Source organism: Kribbella sp. NPDC051586 (assembly GCF_044453965.1).
Classification (GTDB): Bacteria; Actinomycetota; Actinomycetes; order Propionibacteriales; family Kribbellaceae; genus Kribbella.
Window position 1 is genome coordinate 348833 of the sequence record NZ_JBITDF010000002.1, and the last position, 25826, is coordinate 374658.

The 25826-nt window shown below is 67.7% G+C and carries 21 protein-coding genes, 1 tRNA gene and 1 pseudogene; 7 read left to right on the top strand and 16 right to left on the bottom strand.

Features of this window, described 5'->3' with window-relative positions; genetic code table 11:
- Positions 1–202: 202 nt before the first annotated feature.
- Together rpsA and ACIA58_RS12125 are read right to left on the bottom strand one after the other, a co-directional pair.
- Positions 203–1681, bottom strand: coding sequence for a 30S ribosomal protein S1 (gene rpsA, locus ACIA58_RS12120; RefSeq protein WP_133998133.1), 1479 nt, complete (start codon positions 1679–1681; stop codon positions 203–205).
- 251 nt (positions 1682–1932) lie between these two features.
- Positions 1933–2832 (bottom strand): phosphotransferase family protein, encoded by a 900-nt coding sequence (locus ACIA58_RS12125; RefSeq protein ID WP_396403666.1) that lies wholly within the window; start codon positions 2830–2832, stop codon positions 1933–1935.
- 24 nt (positions 2833–2856) lie between these two features.
- On the opposite strand from ACIA58_RS12125, the gene ACIA58_RS12130 reads away from it, so the two are divergent.
- Both ACIA58_RS12130 and ACIA58_RS12135 read left to right on the top strand, forming a co-directional pair.
- On the top strand, positions 2857–3657 hold the full coding sequence (locus ACIA58_RS12130) for a class I SAM-dependent methyltransferase (protein ID WP_396403667.1): 801 nt from the start codon (positions 2857–2859) through the stop codon (positions 3655–3657).
- Positions 3654–4709 (top strand): acyltransferase, encoded by a 1056-nt coding sequence (locus tag ACIA58_RS12135; RefSeq protein ID WP_396403668.1) that lies wholly within the window; start codon positions 3654–3656, stop codon positions 4707–4709. The genes ACIA58_RS12130 and ACIA58_RS12135 overlap by 4 nt, the downstream gene beginning before the upstream one ends.
- Here ACIA58_RS12135 and ACIA58_RS12140 read toward each other — a convergent pair.
- Complete coding sequence (locus ACIA58_RS12140; RefSeq protein WP_396403669.1) at positions 4598–7294, bottom strand: alpha-(1->3)-arabinofuranosyltransferase family protein; 2697 nt, start codon at positions 7292–7294, stop codon at positions 4598–4600. The genes ACIA58_RS12135 and ACIA58_RS12140 overlap by 112 nt on opposite strands.
- A gap of 94 nt (positions 7295–7388) precedes the next feature.
- Between ACIA58_RS12140 and ACIA58_RS12145 the strand changes: the two genes are divergently transcribed.
- Complete coding sequence (locus ACIA58_RS12145; protein ID WP_396403670.1) at positions 7389–8645, top strand: oligosaccharide flippase family protein; 1257 nt, start codon at positions 7389–7391, stop codon at positions 8643–8645.
- A gap of 1 nt (position 8646) precedes the next feature.
- Here the strand turns inward: ACIA58_RS12145 and ACIA58_RS12150 are convergent, their stop codons facing one another.
- The 3 genes from ACIA58_RS12150 to ACIA58_RS12160 are packed head-to-tail and all read right to left on the bottom strand — an operon-like array spanning position 8647 to position 12318.
- A complete protein-coding gene (locus tag ACIA58_RS12150) occupies positions 8647–9630 on the bottom strand; it encodes an ABC transporter permease (RefSeq protein ID WP_396403671.1) in 984 nt (327 codons plus the stop codon).
- 4 nt (positions 9631–9634) lie between these two features.
- Positions 9635–10570, bottom strand: a complete 936-nt coding sequence (locus ACIA58_RS12155; RefSeq protein ID WP_396403672.1) for a carbohydrate ABC transporter permease — start codon at positions 10568–10570, stop codon at positions 9635–9637.
- Positions 10567–12318, bottom strand: coding sequence for a hypothetical protein (locus ACIA58_RS12160; protein ID WP_396403673.1), 1752 nt, complete (start codon positions 12316–12318; stop codon positions 10567–10569). The genes ACIA58_RS12155 and ACIA58_RS12160 overlap by 4 nt, the downstream gene beginning before the upstream one ends.
- Positions 12319–12573: 255 nt before the next feature.
- Between ACIA58_RS12160 and ACIA58_RS12165 the strand changes: the two genes are divergently transcribed.
- Positions 12574–13053: an NUDIX hydrolase gene (locus ACIA58_RS12165; protein ID WP_396403674.1), complete on the top strand. Its 480-nt coding sequence runs from the start codon at positions 12574–12576 to the stop codon at positions 13051–13053.
- On the opposite strand, the gene ACIA58_RS12170 is transcribed toward ACIA58_RS12165, so the two are convergent.
- A complete protein-coding gene (locus ACIA58_RS12170; protein ID WP_396403675.1) occupies positions 13037–13882 on the bottom strand; it encodes a hypothetical protein in 846 nt (281 codons plus the stop codon). The genes ACIA58_RS12165 and ACIA58_RS12170 overlap by 17 nt on opposite strands.
- Positions 13883–13897: 15 nt before the next feature.
- Positions 13898–16600 carry a DNA polymerase I gene (gene polA, locus ACIA58_RS12175; protein ID WP_396404970.1) on the bottom strand — a complete coding sequence of 901 codons (2703 nt, stop codon included), beginning with the start codon at positions 16598–16600 and terminating at the stop codon, positions 13898–13900.
- 104 nt (positions 16601–16704) lie between these two features.
- Between polA and ACIA58_RS12180 the strand changes: the two genes are divergently transcribed.
- On the top strand, positions 16705–17094 hold the full coding sequence (locus tag ACIA58_RS12180; protein ID WP_396404971.1) for a hotdog fold thioesterase: 390 nt from the start codon (positions 16705–16707) through the stop codon (positions 17092–17094).
- Here the strand turns inward: ACIA58_RS12180 and ACIA58_RS12185 are convergent.
- Positions 17057–17722, bottom strand: coding sequence for a GNAT family N-acetyltransferase (locus tag ACIA58_RS12185; RefSeq protein WP_396403676.1), 666 nt, complete (start codon positions 17720–17722; stop codon positions 17057–17059). The two genes, ACIA58_RS12180 and ACIA58_RS12185, sit on opposite strands and share 38 nt — an antisense overlap.
- Positions 17723–17848: 126 nt before the next feature.
- On the opposite strand from ACIA58_RS12185, the gene ACIA58_RS12190 reads away from it, so the two are divergent.
- Positions 17849–18589, top strand: a complete 741-nt coding sequence (locus tag ACIA58_RS12190; RefSeq protein WP_396403677.1) for a DUF554 domain-containing protein — start codon at positions 17849–17851, stop codon at positions 18587–18589.
- A gap of 18 nt (positions 18590–18607) precedes the next feature.
- Here the strand turns inward: ACIA58_RS12190 and ACIA58_RS12195 are convergent, their stop codons facing one another.
- The 7 genes and pseudogenes from ACIA58_RS12195 to ACIA58_RS12225 all read right to left on the bottom strand — a co-directional run bounded on the left by ACIA58_RS12195 (position 18608) and on the right by ACIA58_RS12225 (position 25411).
- On the bottom strand, positions 18608–19324 hold the full coding sequence (locus ACIA58_RS12195; RefSeq protein ID WP_396403678.1) for an ABC transporter ATP-binding protein: 717 nt from the start codon (positions 19322–19324) through the stop codon (positions 18608–18610).
- Positions 19324–20289, bottom strand: a complete 966-nt coding sequence (locus tag ACIA58_RS12200) for an ABC transporter ATP-binding protein (RefSeq protein WP_396403679.1) — start codon at positions 20287–20289, stop codon at positions 19324–19326. Before ACIA58_RS12200 ends, ACIA58_RS12195 begins: the two co-directional genes overlap by 1 nt.
- Positions 20286–22001, bottom strand: coding sequence for a branched-chain amino acid ABC transporter permease (locus ACIA58_RS12205; protein WP_396403680.1), 1716 nt, complete (start codon positions 21999–22001; stop codon positions 20286–20288). Before ACIA58_RS12205 ends, ACIA58_RS12200 begins: the two co-directional genes overlap by 4 nt.
- Positions 21998–22987 (bottom strand): branched-chain amino acid ABC transporter permease, encoded by a 990-nt coding sequence (locus ACIA58_RS12210; protein ID WP_396404972.1) that lies wholly within the window; start codon positions 22985–22987, stop codon positions 21998–22000. The genes ACIA58_RS12205 and ACIA58_RS12210 overlap by 4 nt, the downstream gene beginning before the upstream one ends.
- Positions 22961–23314, bottom strand: a pseudogene (locus ACIA58_RS12215) (branched-chain amino acid ABC transporter permease); the annotation flags it as partial. The pseudogene ACIA58_RS12215 and the gene ACIA58_RS12210, both read right to left, overlap by 27 nt.
- Positions 23315–23398: 84 nt before the next feature.
- On the bottom strand, positions 23399–24640 hold the full coding sequence (locus tag ACIA58_RS12220) for a branched-chain amino acid ABC transporter substrate-binding protein (RefSeq protein WP_396403681.1): 1242 nt from the start codon (positions 24638–24640) through the stop codon (positions 23399–23401).
- 180 nt (positions 24641–24820) lie between these two features.
- The gene (locus ACIA58_RS12225) at positions 24821–25411 is read right to left on the bottom strand and encodes an ANTAR domain-containing response regulator (RefSeq protein WP_396403682.1); all 591 of its coding nucleotides are present in this window, start codon (positions 25409–25411) and stop codon (positions 24821–24823) included.
- Between the two features lie 293 nt (positions 25412–25704).
- Between ACIA58_RS12225 and ACIA58_RS12230 the strand changes: the two genes are divergently transcribed.
- Positions 25705–25778 (top strand) — tRNA-Leu (locus ACIA58_RS12230).
- The last annotated feature ends 48 nt before the right edge of the window (positions 25779–25826 follow it).

Here is a 25826-nt window from a genome sequence, read left to right on the forward strand (position 1 = left end):
TCGGCGACGGTAGGGCGACCGCGGTCCTGACACACGCCCAGGCACAGCAAACCTGTGCGCGGCCAACGAAGCCGACCACCACCCCAAACCTCTGTTCTTCCTTTTCTTCTCATTCCTTGCTGTTCGGGAACGCGAGAACCCCCGCACCTGGAGGTGCGGGGGTTCTCGTTAGTACAGCCGGAGGAGCGCTCCGGTCAGGGGATCAGCCCTGGCCGGTCAGCTTCTCGCGGAGGGCCTGCAGCGCCTCGTCGGAAGCGAGCGCACCCTCGACGGGGGCGTCGTCCTTCGGGGCAGCGGCCGAGGAGTACGTCGAAGCCTCGCCGGCCTCCACGTCCGCCGTCTTGGCGTCCTCGATCTGCTTCTTGTGGGCCTCCCAGCGCGTGTGGGCCTCGGCGTACTGCCGCTCCCACTCCTCGCGCTGCGCGTCGAAGCCCTCGAGCCACTCGCCCGTCTCCGGGTCGAAGCCCTCCGGGTAGATGTAGTTGCCCTGGTCGTCGTACGTCGCCGTCATGCCGTAGAGCGTCGGGTCGAAGTCGTCCGAGACCGGGTCCAGACCCTCGTTCGCCTGCTTCAGCGACAGCGAGATCCGGCGACGCTCGAGGTCGATGTCGATGATCTTGACCATCGTGTCGTCGTTGACCTGGACGACCTGCTCCGGGATCTCGACGTGACGCTCGGCCAGCTCGGAGATGTGCACCAGACCCTCGATGCCCTCCTCCACGCGGACGAACGCACCGAACGGAACCAGCTTGGTGACCTTGCCGGGCACGATCTGGCCCATCTGGTGGGTCCGGGCGAACTGCTGCCACGGGTCTTCCTGGGTCGCCTTCAGCGACAGCGAGACGCGCTCGCGGTCCATGTCGACGTCCAGCACCTCGACGGTGACCTCCTGGCCGACCTCGACCACCTCGGTCGGGTGGTCGATGTGCTTCCAGGACAGCTCCGAGACGTGCACCAGACCGTCGACGCCACCGAGGTCCACGAAGGCACCGAAGTTGACGATCGAGGAGACGACACCCTTGCGGATCTGGCCCTTCTGCAGCTGGGTGAGGAAGTTCATCCGCACCTCGGACTGCGTCTGCTCCAGCCACGCCCGGCGGGACAGGACCACGTTGTTGCGGTTCTTGTCCAGCTCGATGATCTTGGCCTCGATCTCCTGGCCGACGTACGGCTGGAGGTCGCGGACACGACGCATCTCGACGAGCGAGGCCGGCAGGAAGCCGCGGAGGCCGATGTCCAGGATGAGTCCACCCTTGACGACCTCGATGACGGTGCCGGTGACGACGCCGTCCTCTTCCTTGATCTTCTCGATCGTGCCCCAGGCCTTCTCGTACTGGGCGCGCTTCTTCGAGAGGATCAGACGGCCTTCCTTGTCCTCCTTCTGGAGAACCAGGGCCTCGACGTGATCGCCGACGTTGACGACCTCGTTCGGGTCGACGTCGTGCTTGATCGACAGCTCGCGGGAGGGGATCACGCCTTCGGTCTTGTAACCGATGTCGAGCAGGACCTCGTCCCGGTCGACCTTGACGATGGTGCCCTCGACGATGTCGCCGTCGTTGAAGTACTTGATGGTCTGATCGATCGCCGCGAGGAAGTCTGCCTCCGACCCGATGTCATTGACCGCTACCTGCGGGGTGGTGCGTACTGCGGGGTCGAGGGGTGCCTCGATGCTGGCCGTCATGTGGTGGGTTGCTCCGTGGACTGGTGGTGTCGTGCGGTCGCGTCATGAACCTTTGGATCGCACCAAACCGCGGGATTGCCTGAAGACGACAGATTCACCACCGACTGCTGCGAGTCACGAGCCTGCTCGGTCCGAGGTCGCGCGGGCCCATAGCGCATCTGACAGAATACCGGTCTTCACGAAGGCAGCACAACCTGGGGCACCCGGTCCCTACCGAGCGCCCGTCGGGGTCTCTCGACGTGCCATTGACTTCAGAGTACGACGTCCAGCTCCGGACGGCCTGCGGACAGGTCTCCCGTGTCCGCCATCCGGATGACCAGCCGGTGCGCGGCCGCCGCGATTTCGTGCTGCGCGGACCGGCCCGCCAGGTCGAGGAGCGCCCACAGATCAGCCGCCCGGCCGAGGTCGACGAGCCGCTCGCCCAGCCCGGTCGCCCGCAGGAGCCCGCTCCCCCGGAGTACGTCGAGGACGGCCCGCGCCAGCACCTGGTCCGTGCAGAACCGGAAGAGATTCCCCAGGTCGGCGTACGGCGACCCGCTGTGGGCGAACTCCCAGTCGATCAGTCCGGTGATCCGGACCGTCTCCGGGTCCACCAGCAGGTTCTTCGGGTTGAAGTCGCTGTGCACGAGGCAGAAGCGCTCGACGCCCTCGGCCAGCAGGTCCTCGGCGTAGCCGAACACGCTGTCCAGACCGGTTCGCTGCGCCGGCGTCATCCCGAGATCGAGGCTGTCGACGTACTGGTCCAGGTCACCGCGGAGCGGCTCGATCCCGAGCTCCCCGTCACGGAACAGCCCGAACGAGCGGAACGGCATACCGCTCAGCCGCACGAGCAGCTCCCCCAACTGCTCCCCGACCTTCCGCCGCTCGTCCTCACCGGCGGTGGCCAGGTAGGTCTCCAGGTTCACCCCCGGCAGCCGCTCGGTCAGCAGGTACGGCGGATCGTCCGGCGCACCCTCGCGCTTCACGTCGAGCACCCGCGGCACCGGTAGCAGTCCTCGCACCAGCTGGAGCAGTGCCGCGTCCACAGCAGCCCGACCGGGGTCCTTCACATACAGCTTCAGTACTGCGTCCTCGCCACCCGCACTGACCGCATAGGTCTGGCCCTGGTAACCGCCTGGCAACGGAACAGCACTAGCGGCGAAGTCGCTCATGGTTTCGACACTAGAGTGTGCGGGGTGAACAGGCCGGTACGGGTGGATCTGACCGAGGTGGAGACCTCGCGGGCCAGTCGTACCTACTGGGACTCGGCAGCCGACGAGTACCTGAAGGAGCACGGCGACTTCCTCGGCGACGACCGGTTCATCTGGTCGCCGGAGGGCGTCGACGAGGAGGCTGCCCAGTTGCTCGGCCCGGTCCGCGGCAGGCGGGTCCTCGAGGTCGGCTGCGGCGCGGCCCAGTGCTCCCGGTGGCTGGTCGGCCAGGGCGCGGATGTGGTTGCCTTCGACATCTCTCTCGAGCAGCTCCGGATCGCCCGGGAGCTGGACGCACGGACCGGTACGACGGTCCGCACGGTCGCTGCGGACGCGGTAGCACTGCCGTACCGCGACGGCGCCTTCGACATCGCCTGCTCGGCGTTCGGCGCGCTCCCCTTCGTCGCAGACGTCGGTACGGCGTTCCGCGAGCTCCAGCGCGTACTGAAGCCAGGTGGTCTGCTGGTGTTCTCCGTCACCCACCCGTTCCGCTGGACCATGCCCGACGACCCGTCGCCGGACGGTCTGCGCATCACGCACTCGTACTTCGACCGGACGCCGTACGTCGAGGTCGACGAGTCCGGTACGCCGGTGTACGCCGAGCACCACCGGACGACGGGTGACTGGATCCGCGAGCTGACCGGCGCCGGGTTCGTCGTCGACGATCTGCTCGAGCCGGAATGGCCGGCGGGTCATGACCTGGTCTGGGGCGGTTGGGGTCCCGAGCGCGGGCCGTTTGTGCCTGGGACTGCCATCTGGACCGCACACAAGGATCCGAGCGCATGACCCGGTTCCCCGCGGTGGACGGGCTCCGGGCGATCGCCGCGCTTGCAGTGGTGATCGCGCAGGTCGGCCTGCACACGCATGCGCCGCTCGCCGGAGCCGTGTCCCGGCTGGACGTCGGCTGGGCGATCTTCTGCGCGATCTCCGGCTTCCTGCTCTACCGGCCGCATGTCTTGGCGTGGTTCTCGGCCACCGAACCACCGCTGACCCTGACGTACCTGCGTGGTCGAGCACTGCGCATTCTCCCTGCGCTGCTGCTCACCGTCGTCCTGACGGTCGTCTTGGTCCCACATCCCGCGACCACCTATCTGCGGTGGGCAGTCCTGACGCCGCTCCCCTTCTACTTGCTCCTGCCCGGCCTGGGCAGGCTCCTGACCGGCTACGAGCGGCCGACCCGCCGGAGTGTCCGCTGGCGACTCCTCGTCCTCGTGGCCCTGACCGTCCTCGGACCGGTGTGGATGGCAGCAGTCACAGCCACCGGTCACCCTGAAGCCGGTCTGTGGCTGCCCGGGTATCTCGGCTGGTTCGCAGTCGGTATGGGGCTGGCGCTCTGGCAGGTCGCCCGCGCCACAGGTCGACTCGGCCCGTCATCACTCGACGCGCTGACCAGAGTCCCCGGCACGCTCTGGGGAATCGCCGCAGCGCTCCTCCTGATCGCTGCGACCCCGCTGGCCGGGCCGTACGACCACTCCACTCCTACACCGGCGCAGGCGCTGCTCAAGAGCTTGCTCTACACAGTCGTGGTCGCGTGCGTGCTCTTCCCGATCCTGACGCCGAGCGCGAAGACAGTCCGCGTCCTGGGAGGTCGACCGGCACAGATCGGCGCTCGGCTCTCGTACGGTGTGGTGGCGTACCAGTTCGTCGTACTCGGCCTGATCCACGGGCCGTTCGCAGTACAGCTGCTGGTGACGCTTGTCGCATCGGTCGCGCTGGCGGCGGCGAGCTACCGCCTGGTCGAGCGGCCGGTCATGCGCTTCGGTGTGCGCCGGAAGAACACCGCAGTGGCCAGGACTGCGAGCAGCGCCACCAGTCCGAGCAGCAGTCCGGCGCGGTAGCTCCGAGCCGGCATGAAGCGCGCGGTGACGACCTGCTCGGGGCAGGCCGGCAGCACCCACCCTTGCTGCCACCCGCCGATCCGGATGGGCGTCAGCTTCCGGCCGGTGCTGTCGTACGCCTCCCAGCCGTCGTTGTAGTTCTGCGCGACCGCGAGCACGGACTGCTCGTCCGCATCCGGCACCTCGACAGTCAGCTCGGCCGGGTTCGGGCGCCACACGTCCACACCCTGCACCGGCGTCACGGACACGTCGCCGAACCCAGCCTTCACCAGCGTGGTCTCAACCGGCAGGAGTCCGCCGCCTGCCATCACCTCGACCCGGTGGCTCCCGGACCGCAGCGGCACCGCAGTCGCCCCACAGAGGCGGAACGACACTGGCCGGCGCTGCAGCAGGTCCCGCATGGTCGCTGCGACCTGCGTCGGCGCCGTAACGCCGTCGATCCGGACAGCCGGGCCGTTCCCGCAGTACGACGGGACGCGGCGATCCGGATCGACTGCCTTGCGCAGCTCGTCCGCACCGAGCACGACGACTTCCGTCACCCCGACCGGGCTTCGCTGGGCGTCCTGCAACGGCTTCGTCGCGGTGAAGTCGATCTGGATGGTCCGCACCTGCCGCGCCGCGAACTGGACGTACCCGTCGGTGTCGACCGTGGCCCGGATCGGCACACTGCCATCGAAGTGCAGCATCACCGCGGCCGGCCGGGACGCATCCAGGTACGTGTCGGACTGGAAGCGCAGCCCGCGCACATCTCTTGCCGCGGGCAACTTCAGCGTCAGGCTCGGAGCCGGGTCGTCCGGATCCGCGCGCCAGCCGGTGCCGGAATCGCGGTCGACAGCCGCACCCGGCCGGCCTTCCGGCGCCGGGACCGCTCGCGAGGACGCCGTCGCGGTGATCGCGCCAGGCACCGGCAAGAGCTTCTCGAGCGCGTCGCCGTCCTTCGGCAACGCCGTACCCCGCAGCTCGTACGACGCGGCCCGCGGCAGCTGCACGGTCTGGGAGAGGCCGTTCGGCTCGTCCGCGCCCTGGGCCTGGTCCTGGCTGCACACCGCCCGTACGCCGAGATGGAGACAGCTGGAGCGCCCGGTCTGCACACTCCTCAGCACCACTGCACTCGGCTGCCGATCGACAGCCTGATCATCGGTCGCGATCAGCGGCAGCCCGTCGAGCTTGTCCGCGGCGTCGGCCCGAAGTACAGCGCCCCCACTCCCACCGAGGGCAGTGACCACGGTCGGTACGTCGTCTGCGGTGCCGTCGACTGCCACGAGTCTGGACCGCGGGATCAGCCGCCCCGGTGTGGTCGCACCGACGTCGTAGATCTCCACGCTCGGGTACGCGATGCGAGTCTGCCCGGCAGGGCCGAAGTACGCGACTCGCCCGATGCCGGCGTCGGCCAGGCTCTCGTGGATCGCCAACGCCGGTGTGCCGTCCTCGAGGTCGTTGCGCACGACGACGTACCTGATGCCGTCGTGGTTGAGCTCCTGCCGTAGCGTCTGGTCGCCGACTCCGGAGTCGATGCGGCGCTTCACGTCATCCGTGAGTGCGGCCATCGGTCGCTTGACCAAGGCTGTGAGTGGTTCGGTCGTGCTGGACAGGAGCAGCACACTGCCCGGAGCCGTCTGCTCGTCCAGCCACGCTGCCGCTGCATTCCAATGTGCTGGGATCGCCGAGGACGCGCCGTCCGGTCGCAAGAGGACCACGGGCGCAGCGGCAGCCACAGCCAGGCAGGCGACCACGGCCGGTACGACGCGGCGGTTGACGCCGCGGGACACGGACAGAGTCGTCAGTCTGCGCAGGTAGTGAGCTGCGGCGAGCGCGAGCGGCAGTCCGATCACCACACCCACGACTGGCATCCGGCGCGGGCCTGGCGGCGCAGCGCCGTACTGGAGTAGCAGCGCGAGCGGTACCAACCACCAGATGGACGCAGCCACCACAAAGCCGAGCCAGCCCAGTAGGAGCTTCAGCTTCTGCTGACTGACCAGCCAGACCGCCGGTACGACCAGCGTCGCGACACCCGCAACCGGGTCAGCCCCTCCGATCAGCGCGAACGCTACAGCCGACCAGCTGGCGCGCCACCAGCCAGAGCGCGCCCGTGGCGAGACGAGAGGCAGCAGAACCCACGGAGCCATGGCCATCGGCCACACCTCGATCGGGAGCTCGCCGAACACCCGCGGCACCAGTGCGTAGAGCAGCGCGACGGCGAAGCGTGTCCAGGGGACGCCGTACTGCAGAACGTTGCACAGCTTCCAGATGCCGAAGAAGGCGACGCAGAGGACCAGCGACCACCAGAGGCGTTGGGTGATCCAGTCCGGTACGGACAGCGTGTCCAACAGCCAGTGGAACGGTCCCATCGGCCAGAGGTAGCCGAAGGCGTCGCTCTGCACCTGACCGGAGGCAGTGTGCGGGTCCCACACGTGCAGAGCTCGCGACAGGAACCTGCCGGGCGCCGCCGTCAGCTCGAGCTTGCTGTCCGCGAGGATCTTGCCGGGAGCCTGCTGGAAGCACAGGGCGACCAGAGCCAAGCAGCCCAGTACGAGCCGCGCCCGCCAGACCACCTGCTCCGAACTGCTTGCTTTCAGCCTCCTCACCGGCGGGACATTAACGGATCCGGCGGCTTCCCGGCGGCATCGTTGCCGTACCGTGAGGTCGGCAATCTCACCCCAGAGACCGTATGAGGGCAGGATGACGTCTGGCACCACCCCGGCGAGCGAACCGCAGGCTCCGCGCCGGGCCTTCCTGCGCAGCGCCACAGTGGTCGCCGTCGCGATGGCGATCATGAACGTGGCCGCCTACGGGTTCACGCTGATCGGCTCGCGCCGGCTGATGCCGGAGGAGTTCGGGGCGATCACAGCCCTGCTGGGTCTGCTGCTGATCGGCAACGTCGCCTCGCTCGGACTCCAGGCCGCCGGCGCTCGTCAGCTCGCCACGCACACCGGAGACGGCGCACCCGCACTGGCCGATGCGATGCTGCGCGCAGGCCGCCGGTCAGCTCTCGGTCTCACCGTCCTCTGCCTGCTGCTGACGCCACTGTTCATGTGGTTGCTCCACATCGACTCGGTCGTCGCGATCCTGCTACTCGCTCCGACCCTCGGCGGCCTCACGCTGATGGGCTCGCAGCTCGGCATCCTGCAGGGCAGCCAGCGCTGGACGGAGCTGGCCGCCGTCTACTTCTCCACCGGAGTAGGCCGGCTGGTGCTCGGCGGCGGCGCACTGCTCATCCACCCGTCTCTCGACTGGGCCATGGCCGGCCTCGCGCTCGGCGCCGCCGTACCAGCCTTGCTGGGCCAGTTCTTCCTCCGCGGATCGAGCGGCTCGACCAGCCAGCAGGTCAAGGACGTACTGCGGGAGTCGGTGCACGGGACACACACGCTGCTCGCGTTCTTCGCGCTTGCCAACGCGGACGTGCTCTTCGCCCGCGCCCTGCTCGACGAGAAGGACAGCGGGTACTACGCGGCCGGCCTGATCATCGCCAAGGCGTGTCTGTTCCTGCCGCAGTTCGTCATCGTGCTGGTGTTCCCGTCGCTGGCCAACTCCCCCGGCGACACCGTCCGGCTGCGACGCGCGATCATGGCCGTCGCGGGCCTCGGTGTGTGCGCTGTCGTCGGGACGCTGATCCTGCCCGGCATCGTGGTCGAGGTGATCGGCGGCAAGGAGAAGTACGCCCCGCTCGGCCCGTACACCTGGCTGTTCGCTGTCGCCGGCTCGGCGTACGCCGTACTGCAGCTGGTCGTGTACGCCGCGATCGCGCAACAGGAGAAGCGTGCCGCGCTCGGGATCTGGATCGGGCTGGTCGTACTCGCGGTGGCGGCCGGGATCGTGCTCGGCACCGACATCGCGACCGGTCTGAACGGCGTGAAGGTGCTGGTCGCAATGACCAGCACCTGCGCGCTTCTACTCTCCGTCGGCCTGGCGACCGGACTGCACCGCCAAGCCGGCTAGCTCACCACAGACTGGACTTGGCGAACCGGCGGGCGAAGGTGTTCGCCAGCACGAGCAACACCAGCCCGATCACCGATCTGAACAGCCCGATCGCCGTCGCGTAGCTGAACTGCGGCACCGGCGACGCGAGACCGATCTTGTAGACGTAGGTGTCGATCACCTCGGCGACATCGAGGTTCAGGCTGTTCTGCATCAGCAGCACCTTCTCGAACCCGACGGACAGGATCCGGCCGATGTCCAGGATCAGCAGGATCACCGCCACCGGCACGATCGCCGGCAGGTCGATGTGCCAGATCCGGCGCATCCGCGAGGCGCCGTCCACGATCGCCGCCTCGTGCAACTCCGGCGGCACGCTGGTCAGCGCGGCCAGGTAGATGATCGCGGCGAACCCCATCGTCTGCCACGCGCCGGACCAGACGTAGAGGTGCCGGAACATCCCGGAGTCCCCCATCAGGTTCTGCGGCCCGATGCCGAACAGGCCGATGAGCTTGTTCGTCACTCCGGTGTTCGGGCTGGTCAGCACGACGAGCAGACCCACCACGACCACCGTCGAGATGAAGTGCGGTGCGTAGGTGATCAGCTGCGTGGTCCGGCTGAACCACTTCTTCCGGATCGTGTTCAGGCAGAGCGCGAGGATGATCGGCAGCGGGAACGTCGCCACCAGCTCGTAGACGTGCAGGTACACGGTGTTCTTGATCAGCCGCCAGAACTGGTACGAGTCCACGAAGCGGTCGAAGTACTTCATCCCGACCCACGGGCTGCCCCAGATCCCGGACACCACGTTGTAGTCCTTGAACGCGATGATCACGCCGTACATCGGCCAGTACGCGAAGATCGCCAGCCAGAGCATCGGCAGCGCCAGCATGGCGTACAGCTGCCAGTTCCGGCGCATCCGCAATCCCAGTCCGACCGCGTTCTTCGCCGCCCGCGTCCGCTTGTGGCTCGCCGCCCGGACCGAGGGACGAGCTTGTGTCGAGGTCGTCATGTGCTCATCCCTTCAGGGAGCCGACCATGGCTCCCTTGACGAAGTGCTTCTGCACGAACGGGTAGATCAGCAACGGCGGAATCATGCCGATGACGATCAGCGAGTACTTCAGCTGTTGCTGCAGCTCCTGCATCTGCAACAGCTTGCTGGTGTCCTGCATCTGGGACGGGTCGACCTTCGACTGGATCAGGATCTGGCGCAGCACCACCTGCAACGGGAACAGATGCTCGTTGGTCAGGTAGATGAGCGCGTTGAAGAACGAGTTCCACTGCCCGACCGCGTAGAACAACAGGTTCACCGCGATGATCGGCTTGCTCAACGGGAGGACGACCCGCCAGAAGAAGCTGAAGTCGCTGCAGCCGTCGACCTTCCCGGCCTCGACCAGCTCCTCCGGGATCGTGACCATGAAGTAGGTCCGGGTGATGATCACGTTCCAGACCGCCATCGCGGTCGGCAGGATGATCGCCCAGCGCGTGTTCAGCAGTCCCAACTGGTCGACCACCAGGTACGTCGGGATCAGGCCGCCGTTGAACATCATCGTGAACACGAACGCGCCCATGATGAGTCCCTTGCCCGGCAACCCCTTCCGCGACAGCGGGTACGCCGCCAGCAGGGTGAGGATCGTGGCCACCACGGCCCCGACGACCGCGTAGTACACCGAGTTGCCGAAACTGCTGACGATCGACTTGTAGTCGAAGATCGCCCGGTAGGCATCCAGCGTGAAGCCGACCGGCCAGAGCCACACCTCGCCGGCGGACACCTTCCTGGTGTTGCTGACCGAGGCGCTGAGGACGTACACCAGCGGATACAGGATCGCGAGGCAGAACAGACCGAGCGCGGTGTAGACGCACGCCATCGCGATCTTGTCGCCGCGGGTGTCCTGGATCGACGCGCCGACCGCCAGTCGCTGCTCGTCCGGCGGCAGGGTCCCGGCGCTCATGAGTTGTAGGTCTCGTAAGCGGCCTGCTCCAGCTCCAGGTACGGCTTCACCCCGATCTTCTCGACCCGGCTCTTGTAGTCGTTCCAGGCGCCGTCGTCGTTCGGGTCGAGCTGGCCGGTCAGGAACTTCGCGAAGGACTGGTTCACCTCGCCCTTGAGGTTGGTCCTCAGCTCGGCCTCCTGCGCGGCCTGGTCCTGGTCCAGGGTGACCGGCGGGAACTGCATGTCCTGCGGCTGCTTGTGCGGGAAGTACTTCTCCTTGGTCTGCTCGTACAGCGGCTTCTCGAAGGTCAGGTCCTTCGGGTTCACCCGCTCACCCAGCCGGAAGTCCTGGGACCGGTACATCGGGTTGTCCTGGCTCCAGTTGATGTTCTTCTGCGAGTTCCAGGTCGCGTCGTACCCGTAGACCGCCTGCTTGCCGTTGATCCCGAGCTCACCCTTCTTCGCCCACGCGTAGCCCGGTCCGGCGTACCCGCGCAGGATCGCCTCCAGCTCGTACTGCGCGTCGGCCCACTGCACCAGCAGCTCCGGCTTGGCGCACTTCTTGGTGATCACCAGATGGGCCACCTCGACGCCGACGGTGAGGTAGTCCCAGGCGGCGTACTGGACGCCGTTCGGGCCCTTCAGCGGCGGACAGGCCTCGTACTGGCGCCACCGCGCCTCCGGGTCCTTCTGGTCGATGTCCAGGAAGTTGCCCCAGTAGTTCGTCCGGGCGCCCCCGATCAACGGCTTGCCCGGCGCGTTGCCGTAGCGGTGCAACTGGTCCTCGTCGGCGGTGAAGACGTCCCGGTTGATCAGCCCCTCGCCGTACAGGCTGTTCGCGAACTTCAGGCCCTCGCGCCACTCGTCCTTGTCGAACGCGACGTCGACCTTGCCGTCCTTGACCACCAGCCACGGCTCGCCCGGGTTGTAGATGAACGGGTTCATCAGGAACGGGTCGACCGGAGCGTCCTTGTAGCCCGCGAACGGGATGGTCTTGCCGTTCCCGGCCAGGTTCCCCTTCTTGAAGGCGCGCAGCACCTCGCGGAACTCGTCGGTGGTCTGCGGCATGGCCAGGCCGACCTGCTTGATCCAGTCGGTGTTCAGCCACGCCCGGCCGTCGCTGGCCCGGCAGTGGTAGCAGTCGTTGATACCCGGGAACGAGTAGATCTTCTTGTCCGGGGCCTGGATCAGCTTGCGCGCGTCCGGGTAGTCCTTCATCGCCTGCTGCAGATTCAGCGCGTACCCGTCAATGTACTGGTTCACGTCGGTGAACAGGCCCTGCGCGCCGTACAGGAACAGCTGCGAGCGGGTGAAACCGATCCCGAGGAACGCGTCCGGGATGTCGCCGGCCGCGATCATCGCGTTGACCTTGGTCATCACGTCGTCGTCGGTGCCGCCGATCTGGCTCCACTCGATGTGGATGCCGGTCTTGGACTCCAGCCACTTCGTGAAGGCGTTGGTCTTCCAGTCGCCGATCGTCACGTCCTGCTTGACGACGATCTTGAAGGTGGTCTTCTCGGTGGTGATGGGTTTCAGCGAGCGGGCGACCGGCCCGACGTACCCCTCCGGGTACTGCACGGTGGCCAGCTTCGGGCCGAGCGTGACGCTGGGGGCGCCCCCGCCGGCGCCCGCGGCCGCGCCGGTCGCGCTGCTCTTGTCACTGCACCCACTGAGCAGACCGCCGCCGGCGGTCGCGGCGGTCAGGCCGAGGGCCCCCGCGATCAGTGATCGACGGCTGACTCCAGGGCGTGAGTCGTCGTTCGGCATGGTTCCTCCTGGCGGCTGGTCGGAACGAAGACGAAATATCCGAGAGCGATATCCGATAGGATCTCGGATTCTTTGCCCCGGAGAATGACATAGAAAGCCTTGGTACGGAAGACCTCGCCGAGCACCGAACGATATCGATCAATCACTGTCGGCATCTTGCGCGGCAAGCGCTTACCGCTTGCTCTCGGCCGCTCAACTTTCTTGCGGAAAGAAACCCGCGGGTGCCGTGCCGACGGGTTCTATAGGGTGCTTTGCATGCCGACGCCGAAGTTCATCCTCGACCTGCGCGAGAAGATCGGGCACGACCCGCTGTGGCTGTCCGGCCTGACCGGAGTAGTGCTGAACGACCGCGACGAGGTGCTGCTGGTCCGGCGCGCCGACAACGGCCGCTGGAGCCTGGTCGCCGGCATCCTGGAGCCCGGCGAGCAACCGGCCGTCGGCCTGATCCGCGAGATCCAGGAGGAGACCGCCGTCGAGGCCGAGGTCGAGCGCCTGGTGAGCGTCGAGGCGCTGCCGCCGGCCAGCTATCCCAATGGCGACCAGGTCCAGTTCCTCGACCTGTGCTTCCGCTGCCGCCCGCTCCGCGGCGAGGCCCGCGTCAACGACGACGAGTCCCTCGACGTCCGCTGGTGGCCGCTCGACGCCCTGCCCGACCTGACGGATCGGGAGCTGGTCAGCATCCGCCGCGCCCTCTCCCCCGACCCGATGCCGCTCTACATCACCGGCGAAGACTGACCTGCAGGTCCCGCAGCCAACGCTCACTCATCGCCGGCTCCTTGGTCAGCAACCGCGCCAGCTGCCGCCGTACCTTCGGTGCCCTTCCTGCCGCCACCACCCGAACCGCCTCTGCCAGCGCGATCCGGCTCGCCTCGTCCCGGGGCGGATCCACCACCGCCGGATCCGCCCAGCGGGTACGGCGGAACGACGCGGTCGTCTTGCGCTGGTAGTCGCCGAAGTACGACCAGAGGCGGGCGTCGAGTGAGACGTTCCGGATCGCCGACGACGGGAGCTCCGCGGCGAAATCGGCGTGCTGCTGCCAGCGCCTCGTGTTCGGGCTGGTTTTCGTCCTGGCGGTGATCCCGACGAACCGGAACTGCCGCCGGATCACGTCCCACTGCGCGTGCTCGTCGTCGATCCATCGGCGGAGCACGGCGTACAGGTTCTCGAAGGTCGAGCCCTGGTGAACCAGGTCGACGAAGACCGTCGGCCGTCCGCGCATCAGCCCGGCGGGAGCAAGTCCGTCGGCCGTCAGGTTGGCGCGTAGCTGGCGCAGCTCCGTGCCGCTGAGGTCCTTGCCGTCGGTACCGAACAGCGAGAGCGGCAGCGGGTGCAGCCGGGAGCTCCAGGTCGTGTCGGCCAGCGCCCCGCTCAACAGGTCGAACAGGCTGTCCACCGAGCGACCGACGAAGTACAGGTCACCGTCGCCGCACTGCCCGAGGACCCGGGCGGCGCAGCGGACCAGGTCGTCCAGGAAAGACAGCTCCCAGCTCTGGACGTCGTCAAGCAGAGAGCCGAGTTGATCCGGCCGGATCAGATCCCACCGAAACGGCCGGTTCGAGTCCATCAGTCAGGCGTCAGGTCAGTGCGCGGCCTCGTGCCACGTGCGGCCGACGCCGACCGAGACGTCCAGCGGGACCGCCATGTCGACCGCGCGGCCCATGTCGTGGCGGACGAGCTGCTCGAGGGCCTCGCGCTCACCGGGGGCGATCTCGAAGACGAGCTCGTCGTGGACCTGGAGCAGCATCCGCGACTTGAGGCCGGACTCGCGCAAGGACGCGTCGACCTTCAGCATCGCCATCTTGATCACGTCGGCCGCCGAGCCCTGGATCGGCGCGTTCAGCGCCATCCGCTCGGCCATCTCGCGCCGCTGCCGGTTGTCGCTGGTCAGGTCCGGCAGGTAGCGGCGGCGGCCCAGGATCGTCTCGGTGTAGCCAGTCTTGCCGGCGTCGATCACGATCGACCGCAGGTAGTCCCGCACGCCGCCGAAGCCTTCGAAGTACTCGTCCATCAGGCCCTTGGCCTCGTCGACGCCGATCTTCAGCTGCTGACTCAACCCGTACGCCGACAGGCCGTACGCGAGGCCGTAGTTCATCGCCTTGATCTTGGCGCGCTGCTCCTGCGTCACGGCGGACGTCTCGACCGTGAAGACCCGGGACGCGGTGACGGAGTGGAAGTCCATCCCGGAGTTGAACGCGTCGATCAGGCCCTGGTCCTGGGACACGTGCGCCATGATCCGCATCTCGATCTGGCTGTAGTCCGCCGACATCAGCGACTCGTTGCCCTCGCCGACGACGAACGCCTGCCGGATCCGGCGGCCTTCCTCGGTCCGGATCGGGATGTTCTGCAGGTTCGGGTCGGTGGAGCTGAGCCGCCCGGTCGCCGCGATGGTCTGATTGAAGGTCGTGTGGATCCGGCCGTCGCGAGGGCTGATCGTCTTGAGCAGGCCCTCGACCGTCTGCCGCAGCCGGGTCGCGTCCCGGTGCGCCAGCAGGTACGCCAGGAACGGGTGCTCGGTCTTCTCGAACAACGCCTGCAGCGAGTCCGCGTCGGTGGTGTACCCGGTCTTGGTGCGCTTGGTCTTCGGCATCTGCAGCTCGTCGAACAGCACCACCTGCAGCTGCTTCGGCGACCCGAGATTGATCTCCTTGCCGATCACCTCGTACGCCGAGGTGGCGGCCTCCCGCACACCGGTGGCGAACCGCTCCTCGAGCTGCTCCAGGTACGGCCGGTCGACCGCGATGCCGTCCCGCTCCATGGCGGCGATCACCTGGATCAGCGGCAGCTCGACGTCCGCGAGCAGCGGCGTGCCGGCCTGCTTCTCGAGCTCGGCGTCGAGCGTGTCGGCGAGGTCCGCGATCGCGCGCGCCCGCAGCATCGTGTGGTCCGCGGCCGGGCCGCCCTCGACGTCGTCGAAACTGAGCTGCCCGTTCTCCGCCTCCTCGTTGCGGAGCTCGCGCTTGAGATACCGCACGGTCAGGTCGGCGAGGTCGTACGCCCGCTGATCAGGGCGGACCAGATACGCGCTCAGCTGGGTGTCCGAGCTCAGGCCGCCGAGCGTCCAGCCACGCTCCAGGAAGGCGAGGAGCGGACCGTTCACATCGTGTAACGCCTTCGGCTGCTTCTCGTCGGCGAGCCACGCCTGCCACGCCGACTCGTCGTCCGGCGTCAGCACGGTCGGGTCGAACCAGGCCGCCGCACCGGAGGTGTTCGCCAGCGCGAGCCCGGTCACCTCACCGGTCCCGCCGCCCCAGCTGCCCTGCACGGCGACGCCGACGCGCTCGCCCGTGCTCACGTGCTCCTTGAGCCAGGCAGCCACCTCGCCCGGCTTCAGCTGGGCGCCCTCGAGCTCGAACCCGTGGTCGACGGTCGCGTCGACCTCCTCGTGCTCGGCCACGAGCCGCTCGCGCAGCACCCGGAACTCCAGGCTGTCGAACAGGGTGTGCACCTTGTCGCGGTCCCACGGCGTCCGGGCCAGGTCGTCGACCACGACGTCCAGGCTCAGGTCGCGGACCAGCTCGTTGATCTGCCGGTTCCGGATGACGTCGGCGAGGTGCTCACGCAGCGACTCGCCGGCCTTGCCCTTGATCTCGTTCACCCGGTCGACCACGTCGTTCAGCGAGCCGAACTGGTTCAGCCACTTGGCCGCGGTCTTCGGGCCGACGCCGGGCACACCCGGCAGGTTGTCGCTCTGCTCCCCCACCAGCGCCGCGAGATCCGGATACAGCCGCGGGGGCACGCCGTACTTCTCCTCGACGGCGGCCGGGTCCATCCGGGCGATCTCGGAGACGCCGCGCTTCGGGTACAGCACCGTGACGTCGTCGCTGATCAGCTGGAACGCGTCCCGGTCGCCACTGCTGATCAGCACCTCGAAGCCCTGCTCGGAGGCCTGGGTGGCGAGCGTGGCGATGATGTCGTCGGCCTCCCACCCGTCGATCTCGGTGGTCGGGATCCGGAGCGCCTCCAGCACCTCCTTGACCAGCGAGACCTGTCCCTTGAACTCGTCCGGGGACTTCGAGCGACCCGCCTTGTACTCCGCGTACTGCTCCGAGCGGAAGGTCTTGCGGGACACGTCGAACGCCACGCAGATGTGCGTCGGCTGCTCGTCGCGGAGCATGTTGATGAGCATCGAGGTGAACCCGTACACCGCGTTGGTGTGCTGCCCGGTGGTGGTGGAGAAGTTCTCCACCGGGAGCGCGTAGAACGCCCGGTACGCCAGCGAGTGCCCGTCCAGCAGCAGGATCCGCGGTCGCCCGGTGGCCGGGGTCGCGGGGTCCTTGGTCATCGTCGAGGTGTCGGTATCTGGAGCCACACACAGACTCTAGTGGGTCCCGTGGACAGTTCTGACACACTGCTTCCGTGACAGATGAAACGAACCTCGGCCCGGGTATGGGCATGGAGGGCACACTCCTCCAGCTGATGGGAATCGTTGTCAGCGAAGCGTCCCCCGAGCGGGTGGTCGCGACGATGCCCGTCAAGGGCAACACCCAGCCGTACGGTCTGCTCCACGGCGGCGCGTCCTGCGTGCTGGCCGAGAGCCTCGGCTCGATCGGCTCCGCGCTGCACGCGGCGACGTACGGCAAGGTCGCGGTCGGTGTCGACATCAACGCCACCCATCACCGCGCGGTCCGCGAGGGAGTGGTCACCGGCGTCGCAACCCCGATCTACCTCGGCCGTACGACGACGTCGTACGAGGTGGTCGTCACCGACGAGCGGGCCAAGCGGGTCTGCACCGCGCGGATCACTTGCCAGCTGATTCAGGCTCCGCCGGGGAGCTGACGACAGCACCCCCGACCGCGCCACCGACCGCGCCACCCACCGTGCCACCGACTGGACCCCCGACCGCGCCGCCGAGCTGGGCGCGGCGGGCGAAGGCGGAGCGGCGGGACGAGAGCAGGGCGAGCAGGTTCGGCGCGTGCTCGGCGGCGAGCCGGCGACGCACTGTGTGCGTGTTCGCGAACCGCAGCACGCCGGCCTGGCCGAGACCGAGCCGGGCCAGGAAGCGGTTCGCCTCGCGGGCGATCGCGGGCGCTACCACGGCCAGGTGGGCGCAGCTCTCGTGCTCGGCCCAGGTGACGGCCTCCGCGATCAGGGCCTTGCCGAGACCGTGCCGACGGGCCGAGTCGCTGACGTGCAGGTACTCGACCGTGACCGTGGTGTCGTCGTGCAGCGGGCTGATCGCGGTCCGGCGCAGGTACGCCATACCGTGCACGGCGCCGTCCAGCTCGACCACCAGCAGCCGGCCGAACGGGTCGTCCAGATGCTTGCTGACGGCAACCTCCGCGGCGGCCGCCGACGGTGGGGCCGGCAACCGGGACGGCAGCCCGGCGGTGGTCAGCTCACGCCACAACGCGACCAGGGCGGCGGCGTCACCCACGCGCGCGTCCCTCACCTCGATGGCTGCCACCACAGCGACCTCCTGGGTCCGGTCCACCCCCGAGGTGAACGGACGGGCCGATACGCTCGTCCTCGCGCAACAGTAGGCCCTCGGGGGTCACATGCAAAGCTGACCTAGCTGTCCGGAGGGACGAGTTTGTTCATCGGAATCGGCACCGTCGTGAACGTCGCGACAGTGCTCGTCGGATCGGTACTCGGCGTACTCGTCGGACACCGGCTCAGTCACCGCACCAGGGATCTGGTCACGGACGCGATCGGCCTGGTCACGCTGCTGATCGCGATCTCATCGGCACTCACGGTCGGTGACAAGGCGCTCAGCGACGCGGTCGGCGACAGCGCCCCGGTGCTGATCGTGCTGGGCGCGATGCTGATCGGCGGGATCATCGGCTCGCTGCTGCACATCGAGGAACGGCTGGAAGGTTTCGGCGCGTGGATGCAGCGCCGGTTCGATCGCGGCGAGGGGCAGAGCACGTTCGTCGAAGGGTTCGTGTCGGCGTCGATGGTGTTCTGCGTCGGGCCGCTCACGTTCCTCGGCTCGCTGTCCGACGGCCTCGGGCGCGGCGCGGATCAGCTGTATTTGAAGGCGGTTCTGGACGGGTTCACGTCGATCGCGTTCGCCGCGTCCTTCGGTTGGGGCGTCGCGGCGTCCGCCCTGGTGGTGCTGATCGTCCAGGGTTCGATGACCGCCGTCGGCGCGGTGCTCGGCGACGTACTGCCGGATGCCCACGTCACCGCGCTCGGCGCCACTGGCGGCGTGATGCTGATCGGCGTGGCGCTCAGGCTGCTGAAGCTGAAGCAGGCTGCGGTCGCCGACCTGCTACCGGCGTTGATCGTCGCGCCGCTGCTGGTCCAGTTGCTCGTTGTCATCCGCAACTGAACCAGCAGCAACGATGTCTCAGTCCTCGCCGAGATAGGCCTTGCGGACCGAGTCGTTCACCAGCAGGTCGCTGCCCGAACCCGACAGCACGATCTTCCCGACCTCGAGCACGTACCCGTAGTCGGCCCGCTTCAGCGCCGCCTGCGCGTTCTGCTCGACCAGCAGGATCGTCGTGCCCTGCCGCTGCAACTCGGACACCGTCGACATGATCCGCTTCATCATGATCGGCGACAGACCCATCGACGGCTCGTCCAGCATCAGCAGCTTCGGCCGGCTCATCATCGCCCGGCCCATCGCCAGCATCTGCTGCTCACCGCCGGAGAACGTGCCGGCCGGCTGCTTGCGCCGCTCCCCCAGGATCGGGAACAGCTCGTACGCCGACTGCAGGTCGGTCCGTACCCCGCCCGGGTCCCGCCGCGAGAACGCGCCGAGCATCAGGTTCTCCTCGACCGACAGCCGCGGGAAGATCCGCCGGCCCTCGGGCGAGTGGGCCAGACCCCGGGTGACGATGTCGTGCGCCGCCACGTGGTCGATCCGCTCACCCTGGAACCAGATCTCGCCGCCGGTCGGCCGGAGCAGGCCGGAGATCGTCTTCAGCGTGGTCGTCTTGCCGGCGCCGTTGGTGCCGATCAGCGACACCACCTGCCCCTGCTCCACGCTGAAGCTGATCTTCTTCACCGCAAGGATCTTGCCGTAGGCAACTTCCAGGTCCTTGACCTCGAGCATCGCGCTCATCAGCGGTCCTCCTCGTCGGCCACCGTCGTGTCCTGGACGTGCGCGTCCGTGGCGTCGACCTCGTCCTCGTCGTCCTCACCGGTGCCGATGTAGGCCTCGATCACCCGCGGGTCGGACTGCACCTCGGCCGGTGTGCCTTCGATCAGCGCCTCCCCCTGCACCAGGCAGAGCACCCGATCGCAGAGGTTGAAGATGAACCGCATGTCGTGCTCGATCACGACCACCGACAGGCCCGAGTCCCGGATCTTGAAGATCAGGTCGCTGGCCTGGCGGGTCTCCTGCGGGTTCATACCCGCCGTCGGCTCGTCCAGCAGGATGAGCTTCGGGTCGGTGGCCAGCGCCCGGGCGATCTCGAGCCGGCGCTGGTCGCCGTACGGCATGTTCCGGGCCAGGTGCTCGGTCGACCGGCCGAGGCCGACGAACTCGAGCAGCTCCTGCGCCCGGGCCCGGGTGGCCTCCTCCTCGCGCCGGAACTTCGGCCCGCGCAGCACCGAAGTGAGTGCGCCCGCGCTGGTCCGGCAGTACCGGCCGACCATCACGTTCTCCAGGGCGGTCATGTTCGCGAACAGCCGGATGTTCTGGAACGTCCGGGCCATCCCCGCGCGGACGACCGCCCGCGGCTTCGGCGGCAGCGGCGTCAGCGCGGCGAGCTCCTGGACCGGCACGGCCTCCAGGTCGAGGCTCTCGCCCTTCTTCCGCTTCGGTGCCTTCGGCGCCTTCCGCGGCACACCGGCGAACCGGACCTGCCCGCTGGTCGGCTTGTACAGGCCGGTGAGGCAGTTGAAGAACGTCGTCTTGCCGGCCCCGTTCGGGCCGATCAGACCGACGATCTCGCCCTCGCGGACGGTCAGGTTGACGTCGTTGACCGCCAGCAGACCACCGAACCGCATGGTCACGCCGGAGGCTTCCAGGACCGGCTCGCCGATCGGCCGCTCGACCGCGGACCGGGTTTCGGTCACCGTCATTTCGCCTCCCCGACTGCCAGGCGTTCCTCTTCGACTTCGACGGCCAACCCTTCGTCCTCCTCGTGGAACTCGAGTTGCCGTCGTCTGCTCGCGACCAGACCCTCCGGCCGGAACCGCATCATCAGCACCAGCAGCAGACCGAACATCAGCAGCCGGTACTCCGAGAAGAACCGCAGCTTCTCCGGCAGCAGCTTCAGGATCGTTGCTCCCAGCAACACGCCGGCGATGGTGCCCATACCGCCGAGCACGATCGCGGCGAGCAGGAACGCCGACTCGATAAACTGGTACTGGTCCGGGCTGACCGCGGCGTCCTGGTGGGCCTTGATGGTGCCGGCCAGACCGGCCAGGAACGCACCGACCGCGAACGCGAGCAGCTTCAGCCCGAACACGTTCACGCCCATCGCCTCGGCCGCCTTCTCGTCCTCCCGGATCGCCACCCAGCCACGGCCGATCCGGCTGTTGTTCAGCCGGGCGAAGACCAGGATGACGAAGCCGATCAGGATCAGCAGGAGGAAGTAGTAGTTCGAGAAGCGGCCCAGCTCGATGCCGGCGACCGCATGCTCGTCACCGAAGTTGAACCCGCCGATCTGCAGGTCCGGGATGCCCGGGATGCCGTTCGGTCCGTTGGTCAGGTTCGGGCCGTTGTTGCCGTCCAGGTTGCCCATCGAGAACCGGAAGATCTCACCGAAGCCCAGCGTCACGATGGCCAGGTAGTCACCCGAGACCCGCAGCGTCGGCGTACCGATGATGAGACCCAGCGTCGCGGACACCGCCGCGCCGACCAGCATCACGACCAGGAACGGCGGCTTCCACCCGACAGTGGCGAACGCCGAGTTCGACAGCACCGCGGCCGTGTAGGACCCGGCCCCGAGGAACGCGATGTACCCGAGGTCGAGCAGACCGGCCAGACCGACCACGATGTTCAGGCCCATCGCGGTCGCGCCGAAGATCAGCACCTGGTTCGCGATCGACATGTTCGCGTCCGACCCGTTCTGCGTGAACGGGAAGAGGAACGCCACCACGAACGCGGCCAGCGTCAGCACGTTGCGGTGCCGCTGCCCCACGTGACCGACGAACGTCATCACACCGGTCCGGAACAACGCCGTCGCCACCACGGCGATGAACACCAGACAGAGGATGAACGACCACGCGTCCTGCAGGCCGAGCGCGTACGCCGCGGCGAACAGCACCGCGGCCATCAGCACGGCGATCGTCAGGATCTCCGCCCAGCCCGGCAGCCGCGCCTCACTCATGTCCCGCAACTGCCGCAACGGCAGCAGCCAGCCCGAGACCGCGATCAGCGCCGCGCCGACGAGCGAGATGTACGCGCCCGGGTTGACGTTGATCAGGCCGTCGGACTCGGTGCTGATCGCAACCAGGATCAACACCATGTAGAGCGTCAGACCGGCACCGAGCGTGCGGATGCCCAGCGTGGCGTCCAGCCAGGAGCCCAGCTTCGTCAGCGGGCCCTTCTCGGCCAGCAGCAGCACCAGCGAGAGGACCGCGCCGATGATCGTCAGGACCTGCAGGCCGCCCGGGTAGAAGTTGATCGACAGATCGTTCAGGATCTGGCCGTCGTAGCTCCAGGACAGGAACGATCCGACGATCAGCAGCGCCACCCCGGCCAGGCCCATCGGCCATGCGATCGGCTTGCCCGGCCCCGCGGCGGGCGCATCCGTTGCCTCCGGCACCGGAGTTTTCACATCCGTCATGCGCGGTCCACCACCCTCGCGCCGAGCAGGCCCTGCGGCCTGAAGACCAGAACCAGAATCAGAATGACGAAGGCCCAGACGTCCTTCCAGGTGCTACCACCGAACTGACCCGGGATGTACTGCGTGGCCATCGCCTCGACCACACCGAGCACGAGCCCGCCGACAACCGCGCCGTACACGTTGCCGATGCCGCCGAGCACAGCCGCGGTGAAGGCCTTCAGGCCCGCCAGGAAGCCCATCCGGAAGTCGATGTTGTTGTTCTGCAGACCCTGCGAGACACCCGCGATCGCGGCGAGCACCGCGCCGAGGGCGAACGCGACCACGATGATCCGGTCGACGTTGATACCCATCAGCCGGGCGGTGTCCGGGTCCTGTGACACGGCCTGCATGCCGCGGCCGAGCCGGGTCCGGTTGATGAAGAACCACAGCAGTACGGCGCAGGCCACGAGCGCCGCGACCGTGAAGATCGCGGACCGCTGGATGGTCACGCCGCCGACCTGCAGCGCCGTGCCGGTCACCACGTCGAGCTGCGGGAACGGGATGCGCTGCTTCGCGCTCGGCCACTCGACCTTGTTGATCAGCTCCTTGAAGATGATCCAGCCGATCTCCGCGGCCAGCGCGGACGCGACGGCCGTGGCAGCCACGGTCCGCACGCTGATCTCGACCCGGGCGCCCTTCTTCGCGGCACGACCGGCCAGCACGCCGACCGCCGTACCGACGAGTGCGCCGCCGACGACGGCCGCCACGACGTACAGGGCCGTCACATCCGGGCTGATCAGCCGGACGACGCCCCACACGGCGACCGCTCCGACCGCGCCGCCGATCAGCGGGGCCCGGTCGTTCCACTTGGACACCGGGTGGTCGAGGTTGACCTTGGCCTGCCGCGCGCCGACGACGTAGCCGACGGCGATCGCCAGACCGGCGAACACCACCACGGTCCACCCCGGACGCTCGTAGAACAGCCGGATGAACTCCTGGAGGAACACCGAGATACCGATCGCGGTGATCAGCGGCGCCAGGCGTGGCGCGTTCCGCAGGGGACGGTACGCGACACGTTCCATCAGCACCGCGGTGCCGACCGACGCGATGATGGCGCCGACGATCATCACCGGCAGGATCCACACGCTGGTATGACCGTTGAAGAACAACAGGTACGTCGACAGCGCGCCGAACGCACCGATCATGAAGACCTCGCCGTGGGCGAAGTTGATGAGCTGCACGATGCCGTAGACGACGGTGTAACCCACCGCGATCAGGGCGTACAGCGAGCCCAAGGTCAGCCCGTTGACGAGCTGCTGGAAGAACTGGTCCACGTCGACCTCCCATCTGCCTCAGTTATGACACGCCACGGGGGTGGGAGGATCGCTCCCACCCCCGAGACATGAGGTCGACTTCGCTTACTTGTCTTCGAACGCCTTGGTCTCGACGGTGGTCCACTTGCCGCCGGCAACCTTGTAGACGGTGAGCACCTTGGACGTGGTGTCGCCGTACTGGTCGAAGGAGACCTTGCCGGTCACGCCGTCGAACGAGACCTTGCTCATCGCGTCGACCGTCGCCTGACGCGCGGACTCAACGTCCTTGGCGTCCTTCAGCGAGGTCTTCAGCGCCGCGATGATCGCGTTGGCCGCGTCGAAGGAGTAACCGCCGTACGCCGCGTACGGCTCCTTGTAGTTCTGGGCGTTGTAGTCGGAAACGAACTTCTTCGCCGAGTCCAGCGACTCCACCGGCGCACCGACCGAGGTGGCCAGGTCGTTGTCGGAGGTCTTACCGGCCAGGGTGATGTACTTCGGGTCGAAGATGCCGTCGCCGCCCATCAGCGGGACGTTCAGACCGGCGGCCTTCATCTGCTGCGAGAGCGGACCGGCCTGCGGGTACTCACCACCGTAGTAGACCGCCTGCGGGGCGGACGGCTTGATCGCGGAGATCACGGCCTGGTAGTTCGAGTCGTCCGGGTTGATGGTCTGGGCCGCAACGACCTGACCGCCGAGCTTCTTGAACTCCTCGGTGAAGGTGCCGACCAGACCCTGGCCGTACGCCTTCTTGTCGTGGATCGTGGCGACCTTGGTGATCTTCGCGGTCTCGTACAGGTACCGCGCCGCGAACGGACCCTGGACGGCGTCCGTGGTGCAGGTGCGGAAGTACGTCGGGTACGGCCGCTTCGGCGCGGTCTGCCAGTTGGCGCCCTGGGTCAGGCCCGGGCCGGTGTTGGCCGGCGAGACCTGGACGATGTTCTTCGGCGCGAGCACCGGCTGGACCTGCTGGCTGGTGCTGGTGTTCAGCGTGCCGACCACGCCGATCACGTCGTTGTCGCCGGCGAGGGCGGTCGCGGCGTTCTTGCCGGTGTCCGGCTTCGCCTCGTCGTCCTTGGCCTCGACCTCGAGCTTCCAGCCCGGAATCGCGTTGGAGTCGTTGGCCTGCTTCACGGCCAGCTCGACGGAGTGCTGGATACCCAGACCCAGGGCCGACAAGTCTCCGGACAGCGGCGCGATGACGCCGATCTTGGCAGTCTTCGTCGAGCCCCCGGAGCTCCCCCCGGAGTCATTGCCACTGCGTGAGCCGCAGGCAGTCAGGGCCAACGACGCAACGATCAGCGACGCGCCGACCCTTACTACGGAACGCTGGTGCACTGTTCCTCCCATGTCTGGATAGTCCGGCAAAACCCCGGACTCCCGCGTTTGCCGCGAGCATCCGCAGGTTAGACCTCGCGTGGCTCTCCAGGCGATGTGACAGAGCGTGTGTTGTGAGGTCGTTACAGCGGTAAGCAGCATGGGTCCGAATGGTTGCTGTACCAGCGCTCAGGGCGGTGAGCGGAGAGTGATTCAGTCGCTACTGCCAGCCTCGTCAACGACCAACTGCGCGACCTGCCGCATCGAAACTCTTTTGTCCATTGCGGTTTTCTGGATCCACCGGAACGAGTCCGGCTCGGACAGCCCGAACTTGGTCTGCAGGACCGACTTGGCCCGGTCGACCAGCTTGCGGGTCTCCAGCCGCTCGGCCAGGTCCGCGACCTCCCGCTCCAGCTCGGCGAGCTCCACATACCGGGACGCGGCGATCTCGATCGCGGGCAGCAGGTCGGCCTTGGAGAACGGTTTCACCAGGTACGCCATCGCGCCGGCGTCCCGGGCCCGCTCGACCAGCTCGCGCTGCGAGAACGCGGTCAGCATCAGCACCGGCGCGATCCGCTCCCCCGCGATCTTCTCCGCGGCGCTCAAGCCGTCCAGCTTCGGCATCTTCACATCGAGGATCACCAGGTCCGGCCGCTGCTCCTCCGCCAGCCGGATCGCCTCTTCCCCGTCGCCCGCCTGCCCGACGACGTCGTACCCCTCGTCCGCGAGCATCTCGGCCAGATCCATCCGGATCAAAGCCTCGTCCTCAGCGATCACCACACGCTTAGCAGTCACACCGCACACCTTATCGACCTCACCCCGTCGCCCCCACGAACCCGTCCAACGCCGCGACCGCGTCCTTCCGGCTGACCGCGATCCCGTTCCGCCGTTCGAGCAACTTGTTCGGGGTACTTGGCAACTATCTCGAGCTGCCCGTCGTGTCGGTCACGCCGTTGTCGGACATCCTCAACGCCGGGTCGACTGTCTCCTGCGGTCTGACGTGCGCCGCACCTCATGCTCGGACAGCGCACCGACGGTTTCGTGGCGCCCCAGATTCACGTCCTATCGCCTGCGTGCGCTAGGCTTTTTGCCAGCTGGCCCTGGTACCCCAATTGGCAGAGGGAGCGGATTCAAAACCCGCACAGTGTGGGTTCGAGTCCCACCCAGGGCACACAATCTGTCGGCGGGGGCCGCGCGTGCGGTGGGCTGAGACAGGACG

Excerpts from the sequence above, each read along its gene's own strand:
- rpsA (WP_133998133.1), bottom strand. The coding sequence starts at position 1,681 with ATGACGGCCAGCATCGAGGCACCCCTCGACCCCGCAGTACGCACCACC.
- ACIA58_RS12125 (WP_396403666.1), bottom strand. The coding sequence starts at position 2,832 with ATGAGCGACTTCGCCGCTAGTGCTGTTCCGTTGCCAGGCGGTTACCAG.
- ACIA58_RS12135 (WP_396403668.1), top strand. The coding sequence starts at position 3,654 with ATGACCCGGTTCCCCGCGGTGGACGGGCTCCGGGCGATCGCCGCGCTT.
- ACIA58_RS12145 (WP_396403670.1), top strand. The coding sequence starts at position 7,389 with ATGACGTCTGGCACCACCCCGGCGAGCGAACCGCAGGCTCCGCGCCGG.
- ACIA58_RS12150 (WP_396403671.1), bottom strand. The coding sequence starts at position 9,630 with ATGACGACCTCGACACAAGCTCGTCCCTCGGTCCGGGCGGCGAGCCAC.
- ACIA58_RS12155 (WP_396403672.1), bottom strand. The coding sequence starts at position 10,570 with ATGAGCGCCGGGACCCTGCCGCCGGACGAGCAGCGACTGGCGGTCGGC.
- ACIA58_RS12160 (WP_396403673.1), bottom strand. The coding sequence starts at position 12,318 with ATGCCGAACGACGACTCACGCCCTGGAGTCAGCCGTCGATCACTGATC.
- ACIA58_RS12165 (WP_396403674.1), top strand. The coding sequence starts at position 12,574 with ATGCCGACGCCGAAGTTCATCCTCGACCTGCGCGAGAAGATCGGGCAC.
- ACIA58_RS12170 (WP_396403675.1), bottom strand. The coding sequence starts at position 13,882 with ATGGACTCGAACCGGCCGTTTCGGTGGGATCTGATCCGGCCGGATCAA.
- polA (WP_396404970.1), bottom strand. The coding sequence starts at position 16,600 with ATGACCAAGGACCCCGCGACCCCGGCCACCGGGCGACCGCGGATCCTG.
- ACIA58_RS12180 (WP_396404971.1), top strand. The coding sequence starts at position 16,705 with ATGGGCATGGAGGGCACACTCCTCCAGCTGATGGGAATCGTTGTCAGC.
- ACIA58_RS12195 (WP_396403678.1), bottom strand. The coding sequence starts at position 19,324 with ATGAGCGCGATGCTCGAGGTCAAGGACCTGGAAGTTGCCTACGGCAAG.
- ACIA58_RS12200 (WP_396403679.1), bottom strand. The coding sequence starts at position 20,289 with ATGACGGTGACCGAAACCCGGTCCGCGGTCGAGCGGCCGATCGGCGAG.
- ACIA58_RS12205 (WP_396403680.1), bottom strand. The coding sequence starts at position 22,001 with ATGACGGATGTGAAAACTCCGGTGCCGGAGGCAACGGATGCGCCCGCC.
- ACIA58_RS12220 (WP_396403681.1), bottom strand. The coding sequence starts at position 24,640 with ATGGGAGGAACAGTGCACCAGCGTTCCGTAGTAAGGGTCGGCGCGTCG.